At 40.7% G+C, this 18993-nt stretch carries 15 protein-coding genes and 1 pseudogene; 4 read left to right on the forward strand and 12 right to left on the reverse strand.

Annotated features, from left to right (window positions below; translation table 11 throughout):
• The 7 genes and pseudogenes from GLIP_RS21945 to phoB all read right to left on the reverse strand — a co-directional run.
• Positions 1-168: pseudogene (locus tag GLIP_RS21945) on the reverse strand (IS5/IS1182 family transposase); the annotation flags it as partial.
• A gap of 117 nt (positions 169-285) precedes the next feature.
• On the reverse strand, positions 286-2934 hold the full coding sequence (locus GLIP_RS13410) for a TonB-dependent receptor domain-containing protein (RefSeq protein WP_008845183.1): 2649 nt from the start codon (positions 2932-2934) through the stop codon (positions 286-288).
• 154 nt (positions 2935-3088) lie between these two features.
• Positions 3089-5887, reverse strand: a complete 2799-nt coding sequence (locus GLIP_RS13415; protein ID WP_008845184.1) for a hypothetical protein — start codon at positions 5885-5887, stop codon at positions 3089-3091.
• A gap of 276 nt (positions 5888-6163) precedes the next feature.
• Positions 6164-7006, reverse strand: a complete 843-nt coding sequence (locus tag GLIP_RS13420; RefSeq protein WP_008845185.1) for a prolyl hydroxylase family protein — start codon at positions 7004-7006, stop codon at positions 6164-6166.
• A gap of 37 nt (positions 7007-7043) precedes the next feature.
• Positions 7044-8006 carry a PstS family phosphate ABC transporter substrate-binding protein gene (locus GLIP_RS13425; protein WP_008845186.1) on the reverse strand — a complete coding sequence of 321 codons (963 nt, stop codon included), beginning with the start codon at positions 8004-8006 and terminating at the stop codon, positions 7044-7046.
• Positions 8003-9334: a phosphate regulon sensor histidine kinase PhoR gene (gene phoR, locus GLIP_RS13430; RefSeq protein ID WP_008845187.1), complete on the reverse strand. Its 1332-nt coding sequence runs from the start codon at positions 9332-9334 to the stop codon at positions 8003-8005. The genes GLIP_RS13425 and phoR overlap by 4 nt, the downstream gene beginning before the upstream one ends.
• Positions 9335-9388: 54 nt before the next feature.
• On the reverse strand, positions 9389-10078 hold the full coding sequence (gene phoB / locus GLIP_RS13435) for a phosphate regulon transcriptional regulator PhoB (RefSeq protein WP_008845188.1): 690 nt from the start codon (positions 10076-10078) through the stop codon (positions 9389-9391).
• A 303-nt stretch (positions 10079-10381) separates the two neighbouring features.
• On the opposite strand from phoB, the gene GLIP_RS13440 reads away from it, so the two are divergent.
• A complete protein-coding gene (locus tag GLIP_RS13440; protein ID WP_008845189.1) occupies positions 10382-12109 on the forward strand; it encodes a sensor histidine kinase in 1728 nt (575 codons plus the stop codon).
• A gap of 187 nt (positions 12110-12296) precedes the next feature.
• Positions 12297-13196 (forward strand): recombination-associated protein RdgC, encoded by a 900-nt coding sequence (gene rdgC, locus GLIP_RS13445; protein WP_008845190.1) that lies wholly within the window; start codon positions 12297-12299, stop codon positions 13194-13196.
• A 56-nt stretch (positions 13197-13252) separates the two neighbouring features.
• Here the strand turns inward: rdgC and GLIP_RS13450 are convergent, their stop codons facing one another.
• Positions 13253-14086, reverse strand: coding sequence for an HDOD domain-containing protein (locus GLIP_RS13450; protein ID WP_008845191.1), 834 nt, complete (start codon positions 14084-14086; stop codon positions 13253-13255).
• Between the two features lie 275 nt (positions 14087-14361).
• Here GLIP_RS13450 and GLIP_RS13455 point away from each other — a divergent pair, with 275 nt between their 5' ends.
• Positions 14362-16047, forward strand: a complete 1686-nt coding sequence (locus GLIP_RS13455; RefSeq protein ID WP_008845192.1) for a dipeptidyl-peptidase 3 family protein — start codon at positions 14362-14364, stop codon at positions 16045-16047.
• A 111-nt stretch (positions 16048-16158) separates the two neighbouring features.
• On the opposite strand, the gene GLIP_RS13460 is transcribed toward GLIP_RS13455, so the two are convergent.
• The 4 genes from GLIP_RS13460 to folB are packed head-to-tail and all read right to left on the reverse strand — an operon-like array spanning position 16159 to position 18247.
• Entirely contained in the window at positions 16159-16530 is a 372-nt protein-coding gene (locus GLIP_RS13460; protein WP_008845193.1) for a histidine triad nucleotide-binding protein, read from the reverse strand.
• Between the two features lie 59 nt (positions 16531-16589).
• Positions 16590-17390 carry an undecaprenyl-diphosphate phosphatase gene (locus GLIP_RS13465; protein ID WP_008845194.1) on the reverse strand — a complete coding sequence of 267 codons (801 nt, stop codon included), beginning with the start codon at positions 17388-17390 and terminating at the stop codon, positions 16590-16592.
• A complete protein-coding gene (gene folK, locus GLIP_RS22140; RefSeq protein ID WP_008845195.1) occupies positions 17387-17890 on the reverse strand; it encodes a 2-amino-4-hydroxy-6-hydroxymethyldihydropteridine diphosphokinase in 504 nt (167 codons plus the stop codon). The genes GLIP_RS13465 and folK overlap by 4 nt, the downstream gene beginning before the upstream one ends.
• A 3-nt stretch (positions 17891-17893) precedes the next feature.
• Positions 17894-18247: a dihydroneopterin aldolase gene (folB, locus tag GLIP_RS22145; RefSeq protein ID WP_008845196.1), complete on the reverse strand. Its 354-nt coding sequence runs from the start codon at positions 18245-18247 to the stop codon at positions 17894-17896.
• A 123-nt stretch (positions 18248-18370) separates the two neighbouring features.
• Here folB and plsY point away from each other — a divergent pair, with 123 nt between their 5' ends.
• Entirely contained in the window at positions 18371-18991 is a 621-nt protein-coding gene (plsY, locus tag GLIP_RS13480; RefSeq protein ID WP_008845197.1) for a glycerol-3-phosphate 1-O-acyltransferase PlsY, read from the forward strand.
• Positions 18992-18993 lie beyond the last annotated feature (2 nt).

Below are 18993 nucleotides of genomic sequence, written 5' to 3' on the forward strand. Positions count from 1 at the left end.
AACCGAAGGGCGACCATTATTCTGACAATATAGATGAGCCACTTCATCGCGGATGAACTCGAAATCAATCGCCATATCAATCAAGCGAACCAAGTGGTCTTCTGGCACAAGCTCGTTGATATAAACCGTTTCAAACTCGTATTGTTGTGGGGACTTTGGGGTTAGCATGGTGGACTCTCCGAATTTCACTATGCCTATTAGATCAAAGCCCCAGACTTTCGTCTAGGGCTTTTTCAACAGTCTGAAGCCGCTTATGCGGCTTTTTTGATACTTCAATATGAATTATTAGAATTCGTATTTAAGTGACAAACTGAAACTAGTACCTCTGGTTTCAGAACGTAACACTTTTTCTTCAAAAACGATTTCTTTTTGTTCATCTAACATGTTTTGAATTTTAAACTTCACCGTGGTATTGAAGTCTGGGTAATAGGTATAAACTAAATCCAATGAATTGAATGGCTGCTCAAAACTGTCGTCAAAACCATCGATTCCTGGAATTAGAATACGCTCACCAAACACGTTGTAAACTAAAGACGCAGAATGTTCGCCATTATCAGAATCAAAACCTATCTGCGTATTCACAACATATTCAGAGTGACCTGTCAGACGACGGGTTAAGTTGGTAACCGACGTTGACACACCTGTTTGTTCAACCACGTTCTGACCATTTAATTGAATTTCCGAATCACTTAAAGTGAGGTTACCAGAGACAAACAAATTATCCCAAATGCCTTCTCCAATGAAACCTAATCCTTTTAAGAATTCAAATTCAACACCGTATAACTCACCATTTTCTGCATTAGCAATACGTACAAGCGGTGGGCCATCCTGAGCTGGCGATTGAACGGATTCAATTGGACTGTCCATATCTTTATAGAAAAGTGCAACTGACACGTTATCGCCTTGATCTAAATACCATTCCCAACGGAAGTCATAGTTCTTAATTTGCGTTGTACGCAAACCAGGTGTACCACCAATAGGAAAATCAGTTAACGGATCTATGTAAGTAGAAGATGCGAGTTCACGAGTATCAGGACGTACTACGGTTTCGCCGTAACTTGCTCTGAATTGCACTTTTTCACTCATGATATAAGTGACTGCCAACGCAGGATAAAAGTCACTTTCCTGGAATGCGAGTTGTGCTCGGTCTGCTTCATCTGACAAATCAATTTGATTAGTTTTAGGATCAAACGGCACAACTGCTTGACGGTAATCTTCCCATCTCACACCACCACTGATACGCCATGTATTGTCAAAGAAAATATCTGCTTCAAAGTAATACGCGTCCACTTTCTGTGCAGCAACATAATCATCACCAGCAATCGTAGTATCAGATAACAAGGCAATGGAAGATAATTCAGCGGCATCTAAGTTAGCATCACTTAAGATTTCACTAAATACACCACCTTGCAAAGTAGAACTGCTAGAAAAACCACGCGTATTCACGTCAAAGCGACGGTTTTCTGCTGTTCTGGCTTTAGTGACAAAATCACCACCCACTTTAAATTCCATATCGAATTTATCAATAGCGTACGGATAATTTAGATTCCAACTAAAGTTTTCAACTCTATCATCCAAACGTTGGAATTGATAACGAGCGGCGGTAGTTGCATTGGTTAAGGAACTCTCAGTATCCTTATCATAAATGCCGTCTTCATTATTATCGGTCAAAATAAAACGCGTGTTGATAGCGCCAGGTGCGTAACGGCTCGAGCGACTTTTAGTAAACTGCCAATCAAAACCTAAGAAGTTTAAATCGGTAAATGTATGTTGGCCGCGAATCTGATTCGACCACATTTGACGCTCTTCATAAACAACTTCAAAGTCACGAATACGCTGACCATCGCTCAATTGGATGTTATTGGTGTTACCCACTTTTTCACTGATTTGGTCACGAGTATCATTTAAAGCAACTGAAGAAAAATCTACACGATGATTGCGATTGTAATCAATCCCAAAGTTTGCCATACCAGACCAACGAACAGTGTGTTCGGTTATATCCACTTCATCAAAGAAACGTGGAAACGAAATTAAATCACCACTTCGCTGAGCTTGTTCACCGATAAATCCTTCGCTGACGTCCCAACTGTTATCGTAACCAGCGGTCAGCAAAAAACCGACTCTAAAGTCTTCGTTTAAATCAAAATTATTCCCAAGCGATAGGTTAAATCCGTAATCTGGATCAACACTTTGTAAAACGGGATCATAATCTTTATTTAATTCTTTTAAGATGTCGCGTGCTTCGGTGGTACTTAAATCATCAAGGAATTGTTTACTGTCCCAAAGCGCAACAATTGAATCAGGTGCGGCGCGAGTTCCGTCGTCTTCCCCCATCCAATCATCACTGCCACCATTGTATTGGTAGGCATCGTCAAAGTTATTTGTATTCGAGCCTATTTTACCCGTCATATTGAAGACAAAATCTGTGGGTATAGACTTCAACCGAATATCAACGTTACCACCACCGAATGCCGCTGGCATTGACGGAGAAAACGATTTTTGAACTGATAAACTTTCGATAATATCAGACGGAAATAAATCCAATGGAATAACTGAACGCGTTGGATCAGGACTAGGAACTGACGCTCCATTTAATTGGGTACTTGAGTAACGCTCACCCAGACCACGTACATAAATGAACTTACCATCTACTAACGTAAGACCGGTTACACGACGAAGAGCCGCTGCAGCATCACTATCACCCGTACGGGATATTTGATCAGCGCCGAGAATATCTGCTACAAAAGCTTGGTTTTTACGTTCTTGAAGTACAGCAGTCGCTGTCCCCTTTAGACGTGTTCCAGTAGCAACAACTTCCTCTATCACATCTTCAGACCCATCTTGAGCATATAACGAAGCACTTGGCAAAGTAGCAGCTGCTAAAATGGCTAAAGAAATTGGTTTAAGAGGAAACCTGTTAAAAGGCGTATTCATTATTAACCTCATTGTCGTACACATTGGCAGCTGTATACGTTTGTAATAGCGATGTTGCTGCCTTATTAGTTGTGTCTTTTATCTTAATCATAAATGCGCTTTTTTGTTTCCAAAAAAGCGCATATCAAATCTAAAAACGAGTTAATAAAGAACCCTATTCCAGACCGACAGTCCAGCCAGCAGTCCAGTCAGCGTCAGCTTTAACCGCACCAACGAAGTCTGCATTATCAAAGAATGTATCACCCGAAAAGTCTTTAGGCGTTACATCAGAGATACTGAATATTCCATCTAACACAGCTGCTTGGTTAGCGGCAACCGCGTTTCCAGTTTGCGTGTTTAAGAACCAATCTTCTAAATCAACAATGGTATGTGTAGCACCTTCAGGCAATGCACCATCTTTGAAGTTCTCGCCGTTTTCACAAGCAATAACTGAATTGGTGAAAGTAATAGTTCCGTCACCCAAGTTTGTTTGACTCTCTAATACACCTTCAACTTCGAAACATTCACCCATTCCAGCAGAACCAGTAATGATGAAGTTAGATAGTTGCGCACCTGAACCTTCACGAAGATAAACACCCTCTGAATCATCTTCACCGTCAAAGTCGTTACCAATAATAGTAACATTAGCAACAGTAGGATTAGACTGAGGAGTGATATCTGGTGTTGAACCGTCGTTGTCTGATTCGAATGCACGGTTAGCGTCTGAGTTATCTGCAGCAGCTTTTATTAACGCGTATTGAATACGACCTGTAAAACCATTATCCCAGTCGATTGCGTCATCTTGAATACCGGTTAAGACTAGGTATTTAACATCTACTGAACCACCGAAGAATTCAACACCGTCATCAGCGTTTTTGTGAACTTGTAAATATTCAACAGTTGTACCTGAACCAACACCACCGAATGTTACACCGTTCAATTCGTTATCAGGTGCAACCTCGAATCCACCGTGCATAACACGAACGTAGCGAAGTGTGCCTGAATTATCGTCAGATTCTGTTCCACCAAATACCGCACCTTCTTGCACACCTTCAACCTGAAGTGCGCAATCTGCATTTACAGGACACTTGTTAGATGGAGCGTTACCTAGAAGAACCAAACCACCCCATTGTCCAGCAGCACCTGATTCAAGACCACCAGTGACAGCAGCGGCAGAGGTCATAGTGATTGGGTCTGTTGCGGTACCTAAAGCTTCGATTTGTGAACCGCGGCTTACGACTAAGTAATCGTTACCCGAACGACCAAATAAGGTTACACCCGCTTCAATTTCAAGTGTTGCACTGTTTTCGTTATCGCCGCCAACAAATACTGCACCAGAAAGTGCGTATAAGTTTCCTTCAGTAAGGGTCAAATCTGACGTGATACGACCAGAAATTTCACAGGTATTAGTGACGCCATCTGCAGCAGCAATAGTAGTCGTGCCTGCAGGGCAACCTGAAGCAGACTGGGTTACTTTAACAGTTCCGCCACCAAATCCGAATGCCCAACCTTGACGCCAATCGTCATCAGAAGTTACTGCACCTACAAATGAAGTTGCATCGAAGAAACCATCCACTTGCGAAGCATCAGCAGCACCTTCAAGAAGCAATGATCCTGTCATTGGCGTTCCATCAGAGTTAAGCATAACTGATTCAGATACGCGGTTATTACGACCTTCTTCCAAGAACCATGTTTCTAAATCAACGATGGTATGAGACGCACCTTCTGGAAGCGAACCGTTTTTAAAGTTTTCGCCGTTAGTACATGCCATAACTGAATTTTCAATGGTAATAGTACCGTCACTAAGGTTAGTTTGGCTTTCTAATACGCCTTCAACCTCTAGACACTCACCCATGCCATTTGAACCAGTAATTACCATGTTATAAATTTGCGCACCGGTACCTTCACGAAGATAAACACCTTCTGAATCATCTTCACCGTCGAAATCATTACCGATAATAGTGATGTTAGAAATTAAAGGGTTAGATTGAGGCTCTAAATCAGGAGTAGAACCATCGTTATCTGCCTCGATACCACGGTTAGCATCACCGTTGGCTTTGTCTTGCTCAATATATACATATTGAAGCTTACCGCGGAAACCGTTATCCCAATCAACGCTGTCATCTTGGTTAGACGTTAATACCAAGTGCTTAGCTTGAACATTACCACCGAAGAACTCTACACCGTCATCAGCGTTTGCGTGAACTTGGATATAATCGACTTCGGTCGCAGAACCTACACCACCAAACGTGATACCGTTAAGTTCGTTATCAGGTGCAACTTCAAAACCAGCGTACTTAACCACTAAATAGTTCAAGATACCGGAATTGTCATCTTCAGCGTCACCGCCAAACACAGCGCCTTCTTCTACACCTTCAACTTGAAGTGCACAATCTGCATCTGCTGGGCACTTGTTAGAAGGAGCATTACCTAAAAGAACTAAACCACCCCATTGGCCTGCGCCAACTTCATCACCAATAACATCGTTATAAGACGTCATGATGATTGGATCAGTAGATGACCCCATCGCTTCGATTTGCGAACCTCGGCTAATAACCAAATAGTCGCTACCATTGCGACCGAAGATGATAGTACCTTCTTCTATTTCTAAAACTGTGCTGTCCGCATTATCACTACCAACAAATACAGCACCTTCTAGTGCCCAAACAATGTCATTGGTTAATGTAATTTTACCGTTATCGCCTTCATCAGCATCGGTTAATCTGCCAGAAAGAGTGCGTACTTCAACAGCTTCACCTAAAGCATCTGAAACAGTACCGCTAAGGAATGTACTTGATTCACCTGGAGCGTCGTCAGTTGGAGTTGGCGTTGGTGTTGGGGTGGTAGTTGGTGGGTTATTTACTGTAGAACTGTTATCAATATCGCCTTCGCTAATATTGATATCACCACCACAACCAGCAAGTACCAAAGCAGTTGCAATAGCGCTTACCTTAAAGATGTTTTTGATTTCCATCGAGCTCTCCAAATGCGAGTGTAAAATAGTTTCAAGTTTTTTCTATTTAATGACTTGATAACGAAAGTTTTAAAATCGCGAGAAGGTTACCCAAGCTCAATGACAGTTTTGTTACATTACAGAACTGTCACAAAAGTTTCATAATTGTTGTAATAAACTCCCTGTTTAAAATTTGTTCTAATGCTACGCGGTTTTCTAGGTAGTTTTATTTAGGTTTTAATATATGTAGATTTCACGCCGCTGGTTATGTACAGCAGGTGTTTATATAAAGACGATCTAAACTCGTTCAGATTTGCTCATTGGTACGAAACTATCCTCTCGAAACCATTTAGTTATCACTACTTTCTCACCACTTTCAATTGGATGTGCATGATGTAATGTATCTTCATTAATTGAGCCATCTTCATGTAGGTTGTTCCACACTAACGCGGTCCCCTGTTTAGGCTTAAACTTAATACCCAATTTAACAAACTCGGTTTCTCCGCCTTCACACAACTCATTAAGATAAATCATAAAGGTCCAAGTTCGCTGGCCACCGTCCTTCGAATACGTTTTGAAGTCTTTTGAACCTGGCACAAAGTAATCGCAGTGCGCTTTAAATTCCTGACCTATGGCATAATGTTGTGCCTGAATGACTTCTTTTTCACCTACCCCCAAGCCTAAAGCATCGACAATTTTCTGATCAATTTCGTGTGCCAATGGATCTTTAGTAAAAGGTAGATCACAGGTAGATGAAGTGCGAAAACCTTTATACTGGTCCCCTTCTCTTTCCGGAATTTCTGAAGGTCGCAATTTTGACTTAGTTAACGCGACCAAAGCCTCGCACTCTTGTGCGGTTAAGAAGTTATCAATTTTAATCATTTGCACGCGACTATCATCTATCACTTGTGCATCATACTGATGTAAATTATTCAACAGTTTGGGCTGTGCTATTCGGCGATAGAATGCCGCATCTTTGTTGCATTGGATATCTGCGGGTAAGTTGCTGCCTAAGGCTTTTTTAGCGGCCTCAAAAGTAAATCCATTCTGTAATAAAATTTTCAAAATCTCTATGCTGTCACTACCTTGTAGCAAGCTTTGTAATACCCAAGATTTCCAGTTTTGTGGTAATGAAGACATTCAATCGACCTTTACTAGTTACACCAAGTTTGAAAACTCAGTCTGAAATTAGTGCTTTGAGTTGTGTGTTTAGCATATTATCAGGCATACCAACATACCCTTCTTGCTCTACCGCTTTTTGACCCGCCTTTGACAATACAAAACGCAGGAATTCCTGCTCCAGTAACGGCAAAGATGCATTGGGAGGTTTATTTACTACCAAATATAAAAAGCGTGACAACGGGTATTTACCGCTAGATATGGTTTGACTTGTCGCAGGAATGAATTCACCAGAGTAATCAGCAATCGCCAACGCTTTAACTGCTGCTGTTTTATGACCAAAACCCGCGTAGCCAATCGCGCCATTTGAAAAAGCCACAGATTGAATGACGGATGTAGATCCGGGAAGTTCGTTTACTGTCGCTTTAAAATCGCCGTCGCATAGCGCTAAACGTTTAAACAATCCGTACGTACCCGATACTGAGTTACGTCCAAAAATCTGTATCTTACGATTCGCATTGCTTCCTGCAACACCCAACTGACGCCAATATTGTGTTTCTTCGTGGTAACCACAGAACCGAGTAGCGGAGAAAATACTATCGACTTGCTGGATGGATAACTTGCTAATAGGGTTATTTACGTCCACAAATAACGCAATAGCATCGATTCCAACTTTTAATGACAATGGCTGATAACCATGTTTACCGCTGAAATAGCGAATTTCACTGGTATGTAATTCACGGCTCATTGGGCCAATATCAGAAATGCCCTCAGTTAATGCTGGGGGTGCAGTAGAAGAACCTGAAGCTTGAATCTGAAATTTTACTTGAGGATAAAGTTGTCTAAACTCCACCGACCAAATTGTCATGAGATTGGCCATAGTATCAGAACCAACCACAGTAATAGAGCCCGCTAACCCCGGTTGTTTTTGATATGTTTCAGCTGCCAAAGTTAAACAACTTAACGCAGCAAAACTGGCACATATCCATTGTAAAATGTTTTTAATTGAACGCTTACTCAAAGCTGTTTTTCCAACGCCCCTGTGGCAGAGGATTGAACAGACAACTCACTGGAAAAAGAAAAAGAAAATTCACTTCCAACCCCCATTTCACTAATAATATCTAGCTTTGAATTATGATGGGTTAAAACGTGTTTAACAATAGATAAACCCAAACCAGATCCTCCAGTTTTTCTGGAACGCGCTTTATCCACTCGATAAAATCGCTCGGTTAATCGGTTTAAATGTTTCTCAGGAATACCTTCACCATTATCTTTCACAGAAAAATGTGCTTGTTCATTTTGTTTATTCCAAGTCACATGAATTATGCCTGGTGCAGGAGTGTAGTTAATCGCATTAAAAATCAAATTCGAAAATGCGCTACGCAGTTCAGTTTCAATTCCATATACGCGCAATGACGTATCAATATCAAAAATAATTTGATGGTTTTTGTCTTTATTTAATGTATTCGCTTCAACCTGAATCGCGGCCAACATCTGCGGCACATTAACCGATTTTTCAAACACACGTTCCGAGCTGGCTTCGATTCTAGAAAGTACCAATAATTCTTCCACTAAATTTTGCATTCTCTCTGATTGAGAACGCATTTCATTGAAGGCCTTTTTCATAAAGGCAGGAGGCACATTTTCTGTGCTTGGTAACATTTCCAAATAACCATTTAATACCGTCAATGGTGTACGTAATTCGTGGGATACGTTAGCTACGAAATCTTTTCGCATCTGTTCTAATTGAGTCAATCGAGTGACATCGCGGGCGATGAGCAACAAGTGTTTCTCGCCATAGGGCATGATGCGATACTCAAATATCTTCTGAACATTTGAAGGTGAAGGAACTTCCACAGGATAGTCATATTTGCCACTATGGAAATATTCGATAAATTTAGGATGGCGAATGAGATTATCGACACGACGACCAGAATCTTGCGGCCAACGCAAGCCCAATTCTATTCGCGCCAGTCTATTACACCATACAATACAGGCATTAGAGTCCACCACAACCGTAGCATCTGGCAACGCCTCTGAACCTTCGCGAAAGCGTTTAACCATACGCGTAAGTTCTTTACGTTTACGACGATTGCGTCGCTGGATGTAATATACACCTTCATAAACATGCTCCCAAAACCCAGTGGCTTTGGGTGGAGTCATCTTTTTGCTATGCCATACCCAACGGTTGAAACGGTACATATGCCATGAGTAAAAACCCAACAACCAAGTTGAACCAAATGCAATGGCTACAGCCAATGCATCAAAGTACAACCCAACCAGAATCACAATGACATAGAATCCACAAATTCTTAGTAAGTTTTTTAACCATGAAAATGGATAATACATGTCCCAACGGATCCTCTGTTGAACTGCTGATTCAACTATTGCCTTGTATAAAAATTACACTTTTGCGGAGAAGCGATAACCTGCACCGCGAACAGTTTGAATCATGTTGTCATGGGAAAACTTTGAAATGGCTTTTCGTAAACGACGAATATGCACATCGACAGTACGATCTTCAACATATACGTTGGTTCCCCACACATTATCTAACAACTGCTCACGACTGTATACTCGCTCTACATGCGTCATGAAAAAGTGTAGCAGTTTAAACTCTGTAGGTCCCATATCCAATGGCTCTTCTTCTGCCGTAACACGGTGAGAAACTGGGTCCAACACCAATCCGTTTATTGCGATTGGCTCTTCTGCTGAAGTAGGCGTAACTCTGCGCATTACCGCTTTAATACGTGCCACCAGCTCTTTCGGTGAAAAGGGCTTAGTAATGTAATCATCTGCACCAGAATCAAGGCCACGAACTTTATCTTCTTCTTCGCCCCGTGCGGTTAGCATAATGATCGGGATATCGCGGGTAAATTCATGCTGCTTTAGCTTCTTCGCTAACTGCACACCGCTACCACCTGGCAACATCCAATCAAGTAAAATTAAGTCGGGATAAGGTTCTTTGACTAAATCCAAAGCGACTTGATAATCTTCAGCGGCTTGTGTTTCGAATCCAGATTGTTCTAACACAAATTCAAGCATCTCCCTGATGGGTGCTTCGTCCTCTACCAGCAAAATTCGTCTGGGCATTGATTTGTTCCTGCTCATAATAAAGGCGCCATTATTAATATAGGTTGTGACACTTTTATTAAACATATCATATAAATGTCAAAAATCGTTCATGTAAAGCAAAAGCGGCTGTGCTATTTCAATATTCTTACAGGTTTCAGAGCCGCTCAACTTTTTTATGCACAAACAGCATAATTCACAATTTGCAGGTAAAGTTGAAAGAAAGACAAACAATTAGATCAAGCAACTTGTTAATTACTTTGTTTCCGCATATTCTCTAATTTCTCAAATCGTTATAATCATTAAGTTTGTTAAGGTTCGTGAATGGCTAAAGTCAAAACTGGTTTGTCCAAAAAGTTGTTGACCCGTGTGTTATCCGTTTACTTCATACTCACGTTAATCGTCACCGTTGGGCAAATTCTAACCGAATATTTGAACGCCAAAAATCATATTGAAAGCGAGCTACAAACACTAAAAAATACTTTTAGTGTCAGTTTGACACGTGCAATTTGGGAACTGAATAATTTGCAAGCCGAATCGTTGGCAGATGGCTTGATAGCGCTTCCAATCGTTGAAGGTGTGCAAATTCGAGATGAAAATGGTCAATACATAGCTGATAAAGGTCGTACCGCAAAGTTACCCCCAGAAATGGTCATGACGGGTGTCATGCGCGATCACCCTGGTGGCACATTCGGTTATTCTTTCCCGCTCATTTTTGAATTTTCAGGACGCACTTCGCACGTTGGTGACGTAACACTGTATTCCAGCGCAAATATCATCTTTGGGCGTATAGAAGTTGGGGTATTTTTCTTAATCGGCAACGCCATCATAAAGACGGCATTTCTGGTGTTTTTATTTCTAAATGCATTTCGACAAATGCTGACTGATCCATTAGAAGAGCTTACCCAACAGATCAGCGAATTCGATGTAAATCGGCCAGAATCATCCAAGTTACATTTGCATATTGAAGATGACAATGAGCTTAAACTTCTTCAAGTTTCCTATAATAAATTGATCGACGACCTGATTGACTACAAACAAAAACTCCGCTCGGCAAGAAATGAGTTAACTGATGCTAATAGAAAACTCGATGATCAAAACATCATGCTTGAACAAGAAGTGGCTAGAAAAACAGCTTCATTGAGTAAAATCATGTTGGATTTAGAGCAGCAAAAAGATGAATTGATTGTCAACCAACGTGAATTGCGTCAAGAAAACGAAAACCGTCAATACATTGAAGACGAATTACGAAAACGAAACAATGAACTAGCCGAATCGATGGAAACCGTTAAAATAGCGAAAGATCAACTTGTTGAATCGGAGCGAATGGCTTCCCTTGGCGGTTTGGTGGCAGGAATTGCCCACGACGTAAATACACCAATAGGGGTTGGTGTCACCGCAGCAAGTTTTCTACAAGAGCGCATCCACAATTTAGAAACAGCATATCAGGAGAAAACCCTGACTGGTAAAACAATGAGTGCGTTTTTGTCTGAAGCAAATCAAACCACGGAATTATTATTAGGTAACCTGAATCGAGCCTCTGACCTTATCTCTAGTTTTAAACAAGTTGCAGTAGACCAAACTAGTGAAGCGATTCGTGATGTAGATCTAAAACACTATATTCACGAAGTAATTCAATCGTTAGCGCCAAACTTTAAAAAGACCACTCATTCCATTAGTGTTAATTGCCCCGAAAATCTTGTAGTTAAATGTGCCCCGGGTGCAATTGCACAAATCTTTACCAATATGATTATGAACTCTTTGATTCACGGTTTAGATGAAAAAGAGAATGGCAAAATAACGATCTCCGTAAGCCAACAAGATGATGACATTATTGTTAACTATTCGGATGATGGAAAAGGTCTATCTGAAGAAAACTTAGAGCGTCATTTTGATGCCTTCTTTACTACCAAGCGCGGCAAAGGTGGTAGTGGGTTAGGCACTCACATCATGTATAACTTAGTCACTCAAGCATTAGATGGGACCATCAAGGCGAGCAGCACACAGGGAGAAGGTTTGACCTACGAAATTCGCTTCCCAATTCACTCCTAATAACCCCGTTATTTAGACCCCATGGAGCTTAACAGTGTTTTGCTTAAGCTCCATGATTTATACCGAGACGTATTCATTCGAAACATGTTATTCTTCGGGCCCTTCATCGTATCCTTTAGAAATCTATTGCTGTGTACGCGCTTGCAATGCGGGATACCCATTAAATTTTCCAAATTAAGTAGTGATTATGTGGTTTAAAAATCTAAAACTCTTTGCAATAACCCAACCTTTAGATTGGCAGGAAGACGACTTAGAGCAAAAATTAGCTGAGTTCAAATTCCGTCCGTGTAACAGCCAAGAGTTGTCGACTATGGGATTTTCTTCACCATTTGAGTCTGGCAGCAGTTTGATACACAGTGCCCAAGGACGCATTTGGATAACCTTAAAAAAACAAGAACGAATTCTTCCTGCGGTAGTAGTGAATGCAGAACTAGCAGAGAAAGTGGCGCAAATAGAAACGGAAACGGGTTCTGCGGTTGGTAAAAAAGCCAAACAGGATCTAAAAGAAGAAATAATACGCCGTTTATTGCCACAGGCCTTTACTAAAAACAGTTTCATTCATGGTTTTATCTCAACCAAAGACAACCTTGTAGTAGTAGATTCTTCAGCCGACGGAAAGGCCGAAGTATTTCTAGCCATGATTCGTAAAGCCATGACGTCGTTACCTGTTGTGCCATTATCTCGAAAAAGCATTCAAGGTGAACTTACCAGCTGGTTACAAGATTCCTCAGCGCCCAGCGATGTTATTCTGTTAGAAGAAGCTGAATTTCGCGGTCAAGGCGAAGAAGACAGCATTGTACGCGTGAAAAACCAAGAACTCATGGATGATGAAATTCTGCAACATATCAGTGCAGGTAAGTTTGTGCATAAACTTGCTATTGAATGGGATGAAAGTTTAACCGCGATGTTAGAAGAAGATTTATCCGTTAAACGTCTCAAGTTTACTGATGTGGTAAAAGAGCAAAATGACGATATCGCCAAAGAAGACAAATTAGCTCGTTTAGATGCAGATTTTACGCTGATGTCTGGAGAAATCGTGCGTTTTTCTCAGTGGCTAACAAAAACGTTTGCCTTAGACCAAGACTAGAAAAAGTAAACGGTTGCTGTATTAAGCGCATCTTAATACAGCAACATTTCTTCTTTTTAGGCAAATACAGCTTTTGCGCTCGTACGAGCTTCGATAAATTCAGGGCTATCAAATAAACTTGTATCTTCGATTATTTTCTTCTCTAAACATATCTTTAGCACCGCATCTTTTTGACTATCAAATACGCCACTTAACGCTGCTCCAAGTCTCACAAAATCAATGAAGCTAACCTCAGTTGTTTGAAAACTCATATCACGCCACTTTTCAGCTACTACGATAAACTGTTCATCGAAATCCCATTGACGCATGATCTTGCCACCAATTCGTCCCGAAAGCTTAATGATTGCGGTGTTTAAAAAGGTAGGGTTCGCAAAAACTTCCTCATGTCTCTCTGCTTCTGTCAATATCGGTAATACGCCGATGTTATGCACTAAAGACGCAAGTGTTAATGTGTCTAAATTTAAATGTTTTTGTTTAGACTTTGAATAAAACTGCAGTGTCGCTACAGCATAAGACAAACTTTCAATTGTTTGATCCCACATTTTACGGATATAGTTTTTAACTAATTCATTTTTGGATACAAACAGTTGTTCCATCGCTAGTGCAGTAGAAATATTCTTAATTTGACTAAGACCAATACGCGTTACCGCCTGAGAGACAGACGTCACTTTAATTGTTCGCCCTAAATATGCACTGTTTGAAATTTTAATGATTCTAGCGCTTAACGAAGGATCTTGCCCAATTATGTCCCCCATGGCATTAAGGTTAACATTTGGGTCATCTGCGGCACGCCTGACTTTAAGCGCAATCGCGGGAAGTGTAGGCAAAACAATCGTATCATTCTTAATTTTCTCAACCAGAATGGTCAACAACGCGTTCTCTGTGGACATATTTCTTCCTATATTTATTGGAGTAAAGACCTACTCGACATAAAAATGACAGCAGACGTATCATTATTTAATCTGTTCAGTATCTTCATCCCAAATGTGTTGTTAGACTAGAAGATACATAAAGGCCACAAACCTTAATTGCGATTTACTATTATCAAAAGGTTAATTTAAAACTGCAATTGATTGTTTACAGAGCCTATAAGCTACGCATACCAATTTAAATTTGCAATTCAATTATTTATGCATTCAATAAAAAAAACAAATTAGGATGAACAATGATTAGAAAAAAACTCCTTACATTGACCATTTCAGCAGTTTTGCTGGCTGCATGTTCAGACTCTTCGACTCCAAAAGACTCACCGAAACCACAACAAAAAGCAAGCGAGCAAGCCTCCAAGATAGAGTTGGTTGCAGAAGCCAAAGAGCGATTAGATATCTATTTCCCTGTTGCCTTGACTGCAGATTTAACGGCTTACAGTGACAACCAAAAACAAATGTTGAGTTTATTGATTGATGCTTCGAAGATAATGGACGACCTGTTTTGGATGCAAGCGTTTGGTCAACCTAAACAGGCCTTTTTGGATTCGTTAGATGACCCCAAAGTACGAAAATTTGCTGATATTAATTATGGTCCATGGGATAGATTAAATGGTGATAAACCGTTTTTAACTCAAACGGATGAAAAGCCATTAGGTGCACAGTTTTACCCAGAAGACATGAGTAAAGAAGAGTATCTGTCGAGCAATATTGAACAAAAAGATAATCTATATTCTATGGTGTCACGAGATACCAATGGCCAGCTCATTGACATTCCATATTCAGAATATTTTGCCGATGAATTAGAAGCCGCAGCAGAATTACTCAGAAAAGCGGCTGATTTGGCTGACAATGAAGCGTTTGCAAACTACCTGAAGATGCGCGCCGAGGCTATGCTGACAGACAATTATCAAGCGTCTGATTTTGCTTGGATGCAAATGAAGGACAACCCAATTGAATTGGTTATCGGCCCAATCGAAACCTATGAAGACCAATTGTTTGGTTACCGCGCCGCGTTTGAAGCTTACGTCTTATTAAAAGACCTGAGTTGGAGCGAACGTTTAGCCAAATATGCTGCATACCTACCTGAATTACAAAAAGGTCTACCTGTTGCAGATAAATATAAAGCCGAAATGCCAGGCAGCAACGCTGATCTCAATGCCTACGATGTAATTTATTATGCAGGGCACTCAAATGCAGGAAGTAAAACAATCGCAATTAACCTGCCTAATGATGAAGAAGTGCAGCTTAAAAATGGTACTCGTAGACTACAACTAAAAAATGCTATGCAGGCGAAATTTGAGCATATATTAATGCCGATTTCAGAACAGCTTATAGTGCCGGAACAACGCCAACACATTACCTTCACCGCATTTTTTGCCAATACCATGTTTCACGAAGTCGCTCACGGTTTAGGAATCAAAAACACCCTAGATGGCAAAGGTACAGTGCGCGGAGCATTAAAAGAGCATGCTTCGGCATTAGAAGAAGGTAAAGCCGATATTTTAGGCTTGTATATGGTTGAACAATTATTGAATAAAGGGGCTATTACCGAAGGCCAGCTAGAAGATTATTATGTGACATTTATGGCCGGTATATTCCGCTCAGTTCGCTTCGGAGCATCAAGCGCACATGGCAAAGCCAATATGATTCGATTTAACTTCTTCCAAGAAAAAGGCGCATTTAGCCGAGATGAAAATGGTTTGTATAGCGTAAATATGGAAAAAATGAGCGAAGCTATTTCTGCTCTGTCTGAACGTATTTTGACCTTACAAGGCGACGGTGATTACCAAGGTGTAGCTGAGTTGGTCGCAGATAAAGGGCTAATAAAATCGACGCTTGCTGAAGACTTGCAAAAATTAACAGATGCTAATATCCCAGTGGATATCACTTTTGAGCAAGGAAAAGACGTACTTAAACTTTAGTTTGAAAAAGATTGAACAGTGCTTTGTAATGTAATTCATTTACTTACAAAGCCTGTTTATTCGCCAATACTAACTCTAACTAGAATAGCGGTTACATACCCTCTTATTCATTTAAGGTAATTGTTGTTTCAAATTATTTTGATATGGCGGCCAACCCATTGGTTTACCAGCTAAGACATGTAAATGGATATGATATACGGTCTGACCTCCATCGGGATTACAGTTCATCACTGCACGGTAACCGTTCTCAGCAAATCCTTCTTGCTTGGCAATTTCAGCCGCTGCAAGATACAACTGGCCTACAATTTCAGCATCTTCGGGCTCAAGGTCATTGATAGTAGCAATGGCTTTTTTGGGAATAACTAAGAAATGCACTGGCGCTTGTGGATTAATATCCTTAAACGCGAGTACCTGATCCGTTTCAAAAATAATCTCAGCCGGTATTTCACGATTGATGATTTTTGTAAAAATAGTGTCAGACATGATTTACCTCTAAATTAATAACGTTTATACAATTCACTTATTGAATAGCAGTTAACAACTTACCAAAAAACAAAGCCTAAAAGCACAACGCCAAGTACCAGTCGGTAAATCACAAATGGCAACATGCCTATTTTTGAAATCCAAGACAGGAACAAATAAATGCAGGTGTAGGCACTAACAAAAGATAGACCAATACCGTAAAACAACGCTTCCCAATCGACTACGGTTTCTTGTTGAAACAAATCTAACGTAGCCAGCAATCCAGCGCCTAAAATCACTGGTATTGACAGTAAAAATGAAAAGCGTGCTGCGCTTTCTCTATCCATCCCCAACATCAATCCAGCTGTCATGGTAATACCAGATCTCGACGTCCCCGGGATCAATGCCATTGCTTGCGCTAATCCAATAAATAAAGCATTTTTCCAAGTAAGTTGGTAAATGTTCTTACTTAGCTTGCCCGTTGCGTCAGCATACCACAGCACCAAACCAAAAAAGATGGTAGTACAGGCAATCACCAAAGCAGAACGTGCATACTCTTCGATGAAGTCTTTAGCGACAAAGCCAAATACCACAGCAGGTATGGTCGCCAAAATTACCCACCAAGCTAATTTACTATCGTCGGTTTGCTGCCGACTGAAACCAGATTGTACCCAGGCAACTAGCATACGCGCGATATCTGCCCGAAAGTAGATCATCACAGCAAGTAAACTACCTACATGAACAGCCACATCAAAAGCTAACCCTTGGTTCTGCCATCCCAGTAATTCAGACGGTAAAATTAGATGTGCAGAGCTTGAAATAGGTAGAAATTCTGTAATCCCTTGAATAATCGCTAGTATAATAATCTCAAACAAAGTCATGATGTTGCTGGGCTCCAATTAAATTCTATCTTCCATAATTTTTGTTGGCTTTGATCGTAATCATCCAACATAGCGGCAATACTCTTTTGCTGAACGGGATGAATAACATCTCCGGCAATTTCACACAGGGGCAACAACACAAACGCGTTATAATCAATTTCTTGACGTGGCAATATCACCCCGTCTTCGGTTATAACATCATCAAATAATAATAAATCAAGATCCAGAGTTCTAGGTGCAAATTTCTTTTCACCACGCACTCTGCCATTGTCATTTTCGATCGCTTTTAGAATTTCACATACTTCACCGACTGACTTAGTCGTTCTGGCGCCTACCACCATGTTGTAAAAGTGAGATCCGCTGAAGCCAACCGCTTCGCTTTCATAAACACTGGATAGCACTAAATCCCCGAATTGAGCATGTAATCCATCGAGTCCTGCACGGGTATACTTGTCGCGCTCTACATTGCTTCCAATGCTAATATAAATTTGATGTAACATTAATTAATTAGATTCCCGAGAAAGTTCGACTGTCACCGCGACGGCGTTGGGCAGGATATTGGGTTTTGTGATAGCAAGCTTAGCGTTTTCAACACCTTGATAACTCAACAAGTGTTCAATGATATGGGAGGCCAACGCTTCTAATAGCTGAAATTCGCTATTATTCGCAATCTCTTCTACAGCCAGCGCTAGAGCAGCATAATCAATGGTGTCACTGACATTATCTGACTTTGCTGCGACACTCAAATCTACGTTTAACTCAATATCAATTAACAGCGCTTGTTTAGCTTTTCTTTCCCAATCGTAAACACCGATTAGTGACTTGACTTCCAAGCCTTGTATAATAATTTTGTCCATGACAGATCCGCGCAGTTATAGTGACTAAATGCAGTAAAGTGACAGCGCTTATCAAGTAGCGTAAAAAATCACTCTAACGAGTTAACTGAAATACGAGTTTAACTGTTTAGGAAGACCAAGTATATGACAGCACTGACATTATTGATGATCACATCCGCCTATTTGGCAGGATCCGTATCTAGTGCAATGGTCGTAAGTAAGCTGTTTTATTTACCCAACCCACGCATGCATGGCTCAGGCAATCCTGGCGCTACAAATGTGTTGCGTTTAGGTGGTAGGTTGCCAGCGGTGTTGGTGTTACTGTTTGATATTCTAAAAGGCATGATACCGGTTTGGTTAAGCTATTATCTTGGGCTTTCCCCGTTAATGCTCGGCTTTGTCGCTATTGCAGCGTGTCTTGGACATATATTCCCACTTTTTTTCAGCTTTCAAGGTGGCAAAGCCGTGGCTACCGCCTTTGGAGCAATGTTACCTATAGGGACGGAGTTGGCTGGCGCTTTAATAGCTTGTTGGGGAATCGTGGTTTTTGTTACTGGTTACTCTTCTTTAGCCGCCATTTTAGCGGTCGCTCTTTCGCCAGTTATCACTTACTTTGTAAAACCAGAATATACCTTACCCGTGTGTATGTTAGCGTTGTTGATTATATTGCGTCATAAAGACAACATCGTGCGTTTAGTGCGCGGTCAAGAAAATAAAATATGGGAAAAAGGTAGAGCAACTGGGTTTACACAATCAAAAAAATAAGC

The sequence above is a fragment of the Aliiglaciecola lipolytica E3 genome (assembly GCF_000314975.1).
GTDB lineage: Bacteria > Pseudomonadota > Gammaproteobacteria > Enterobacterales > Alteromonadaceae > Aliiglaciecola > Aliiglaciecola lipolytica.

Excerpts from the sequence above, each read along its gene's own strand:
- GLIP_RS13410 (WP_008845183.1), bottom strand. The coding sequence starts at position 2,934 with ATGAATACGCCTTTTAACAGGTTTCCTCTTAAACCAATTTCTTTAGCC.
- GLIP_RS13415 (WP_008845184.1), bottom strand. The coding sequence starts at position 5,887 with ATGGAAATCAAAAACATCTTTAAGGTAAGCGCTATTGCAACTGCTTTG.
- GLIP_RS13420 (WP_008845185.1), bottom strand. The coding sequence starts at position 7,006 with ATGTCTTCATTACCACAAAACTGGAAATCTTGGGTATTACAAAGCTTG.
- phoR (WP_008845187.1), bottom strand. The coding sequence starts at position 9,334 with ATGTATTATCCATTTTCATGGTTAAAAAACTTACTAAGAATTTGTGGA.
- phoB (WP_008845188.1), bottom strand. The coding sequence starts at position 10,078 with ATGCCCAGACGAATTTTGCTGGTAGAGGACGAAGCACCCATCAGGGAG.
- GLIP_RS13440 (WP_008845189.1), top strand. The coding sequence starts at position 10,382 with ATGGCTAAAGTCAAAACTGGTTTGTCCAAAAAGTTGTTGACCCGTGTG.
- rdgC (WP_008845190.1), top strand. The coding sequence starts at position 12,297 with ATGTGGTTTAAAAATCTAAAACTCTTTGCAATAACCCAACCTTTAGAT.
- GLIP_RS13450 (WP_008845191.1), bottom strand. The coding sequence starts at position 14,086 with ATGTCCACAGAGAACGCGTTGTTGACCATTCTGGTTGAGAAAATTAAG.
- GLIP_RS13455 (WP_008845192.1), top strand. The coding sequence starts at position 14,362 with ATGATTAGAAAAAAACTCCTTACATTGACCATTTCAGCAGTTTTGCTG.
- GLIP_RS13460 (WP_008845193.1), bottom strand. The coding sequence starts at position 16,530 with ATGTCTGACACTATTTTTACAAAAATCATCAATCGTGAAATACCGGCT.
- GLIP_RS13465 (WP_008845194.1), bottom strand. The coding sequence starts at position 17,390 with ATGACTTTGTTTGAGATTATTATACTAGCGATTATTCAAGGGATTACA.
- folK (WP_008845195.1), bottom strand. The coding sequence starts at position 17,890 with ATGTTACATCAAATTTATATTAGCATTGGAAGCAATGTAGAGCGCGAC.
- folB (WP_008845196.1), bottom strand. The coding sequence starts at position 18,247 with ATGGACAAAATTATTATACAAGGCTTGGAAGTCAAGTCACTAATCGGT.
- plsY (WP_008845197.1), top strand. The coding sequence starts at position 18,371 with ATGACAGCACTGACATTATTGATGATCACATCCGCCTATTTGGCAGGA.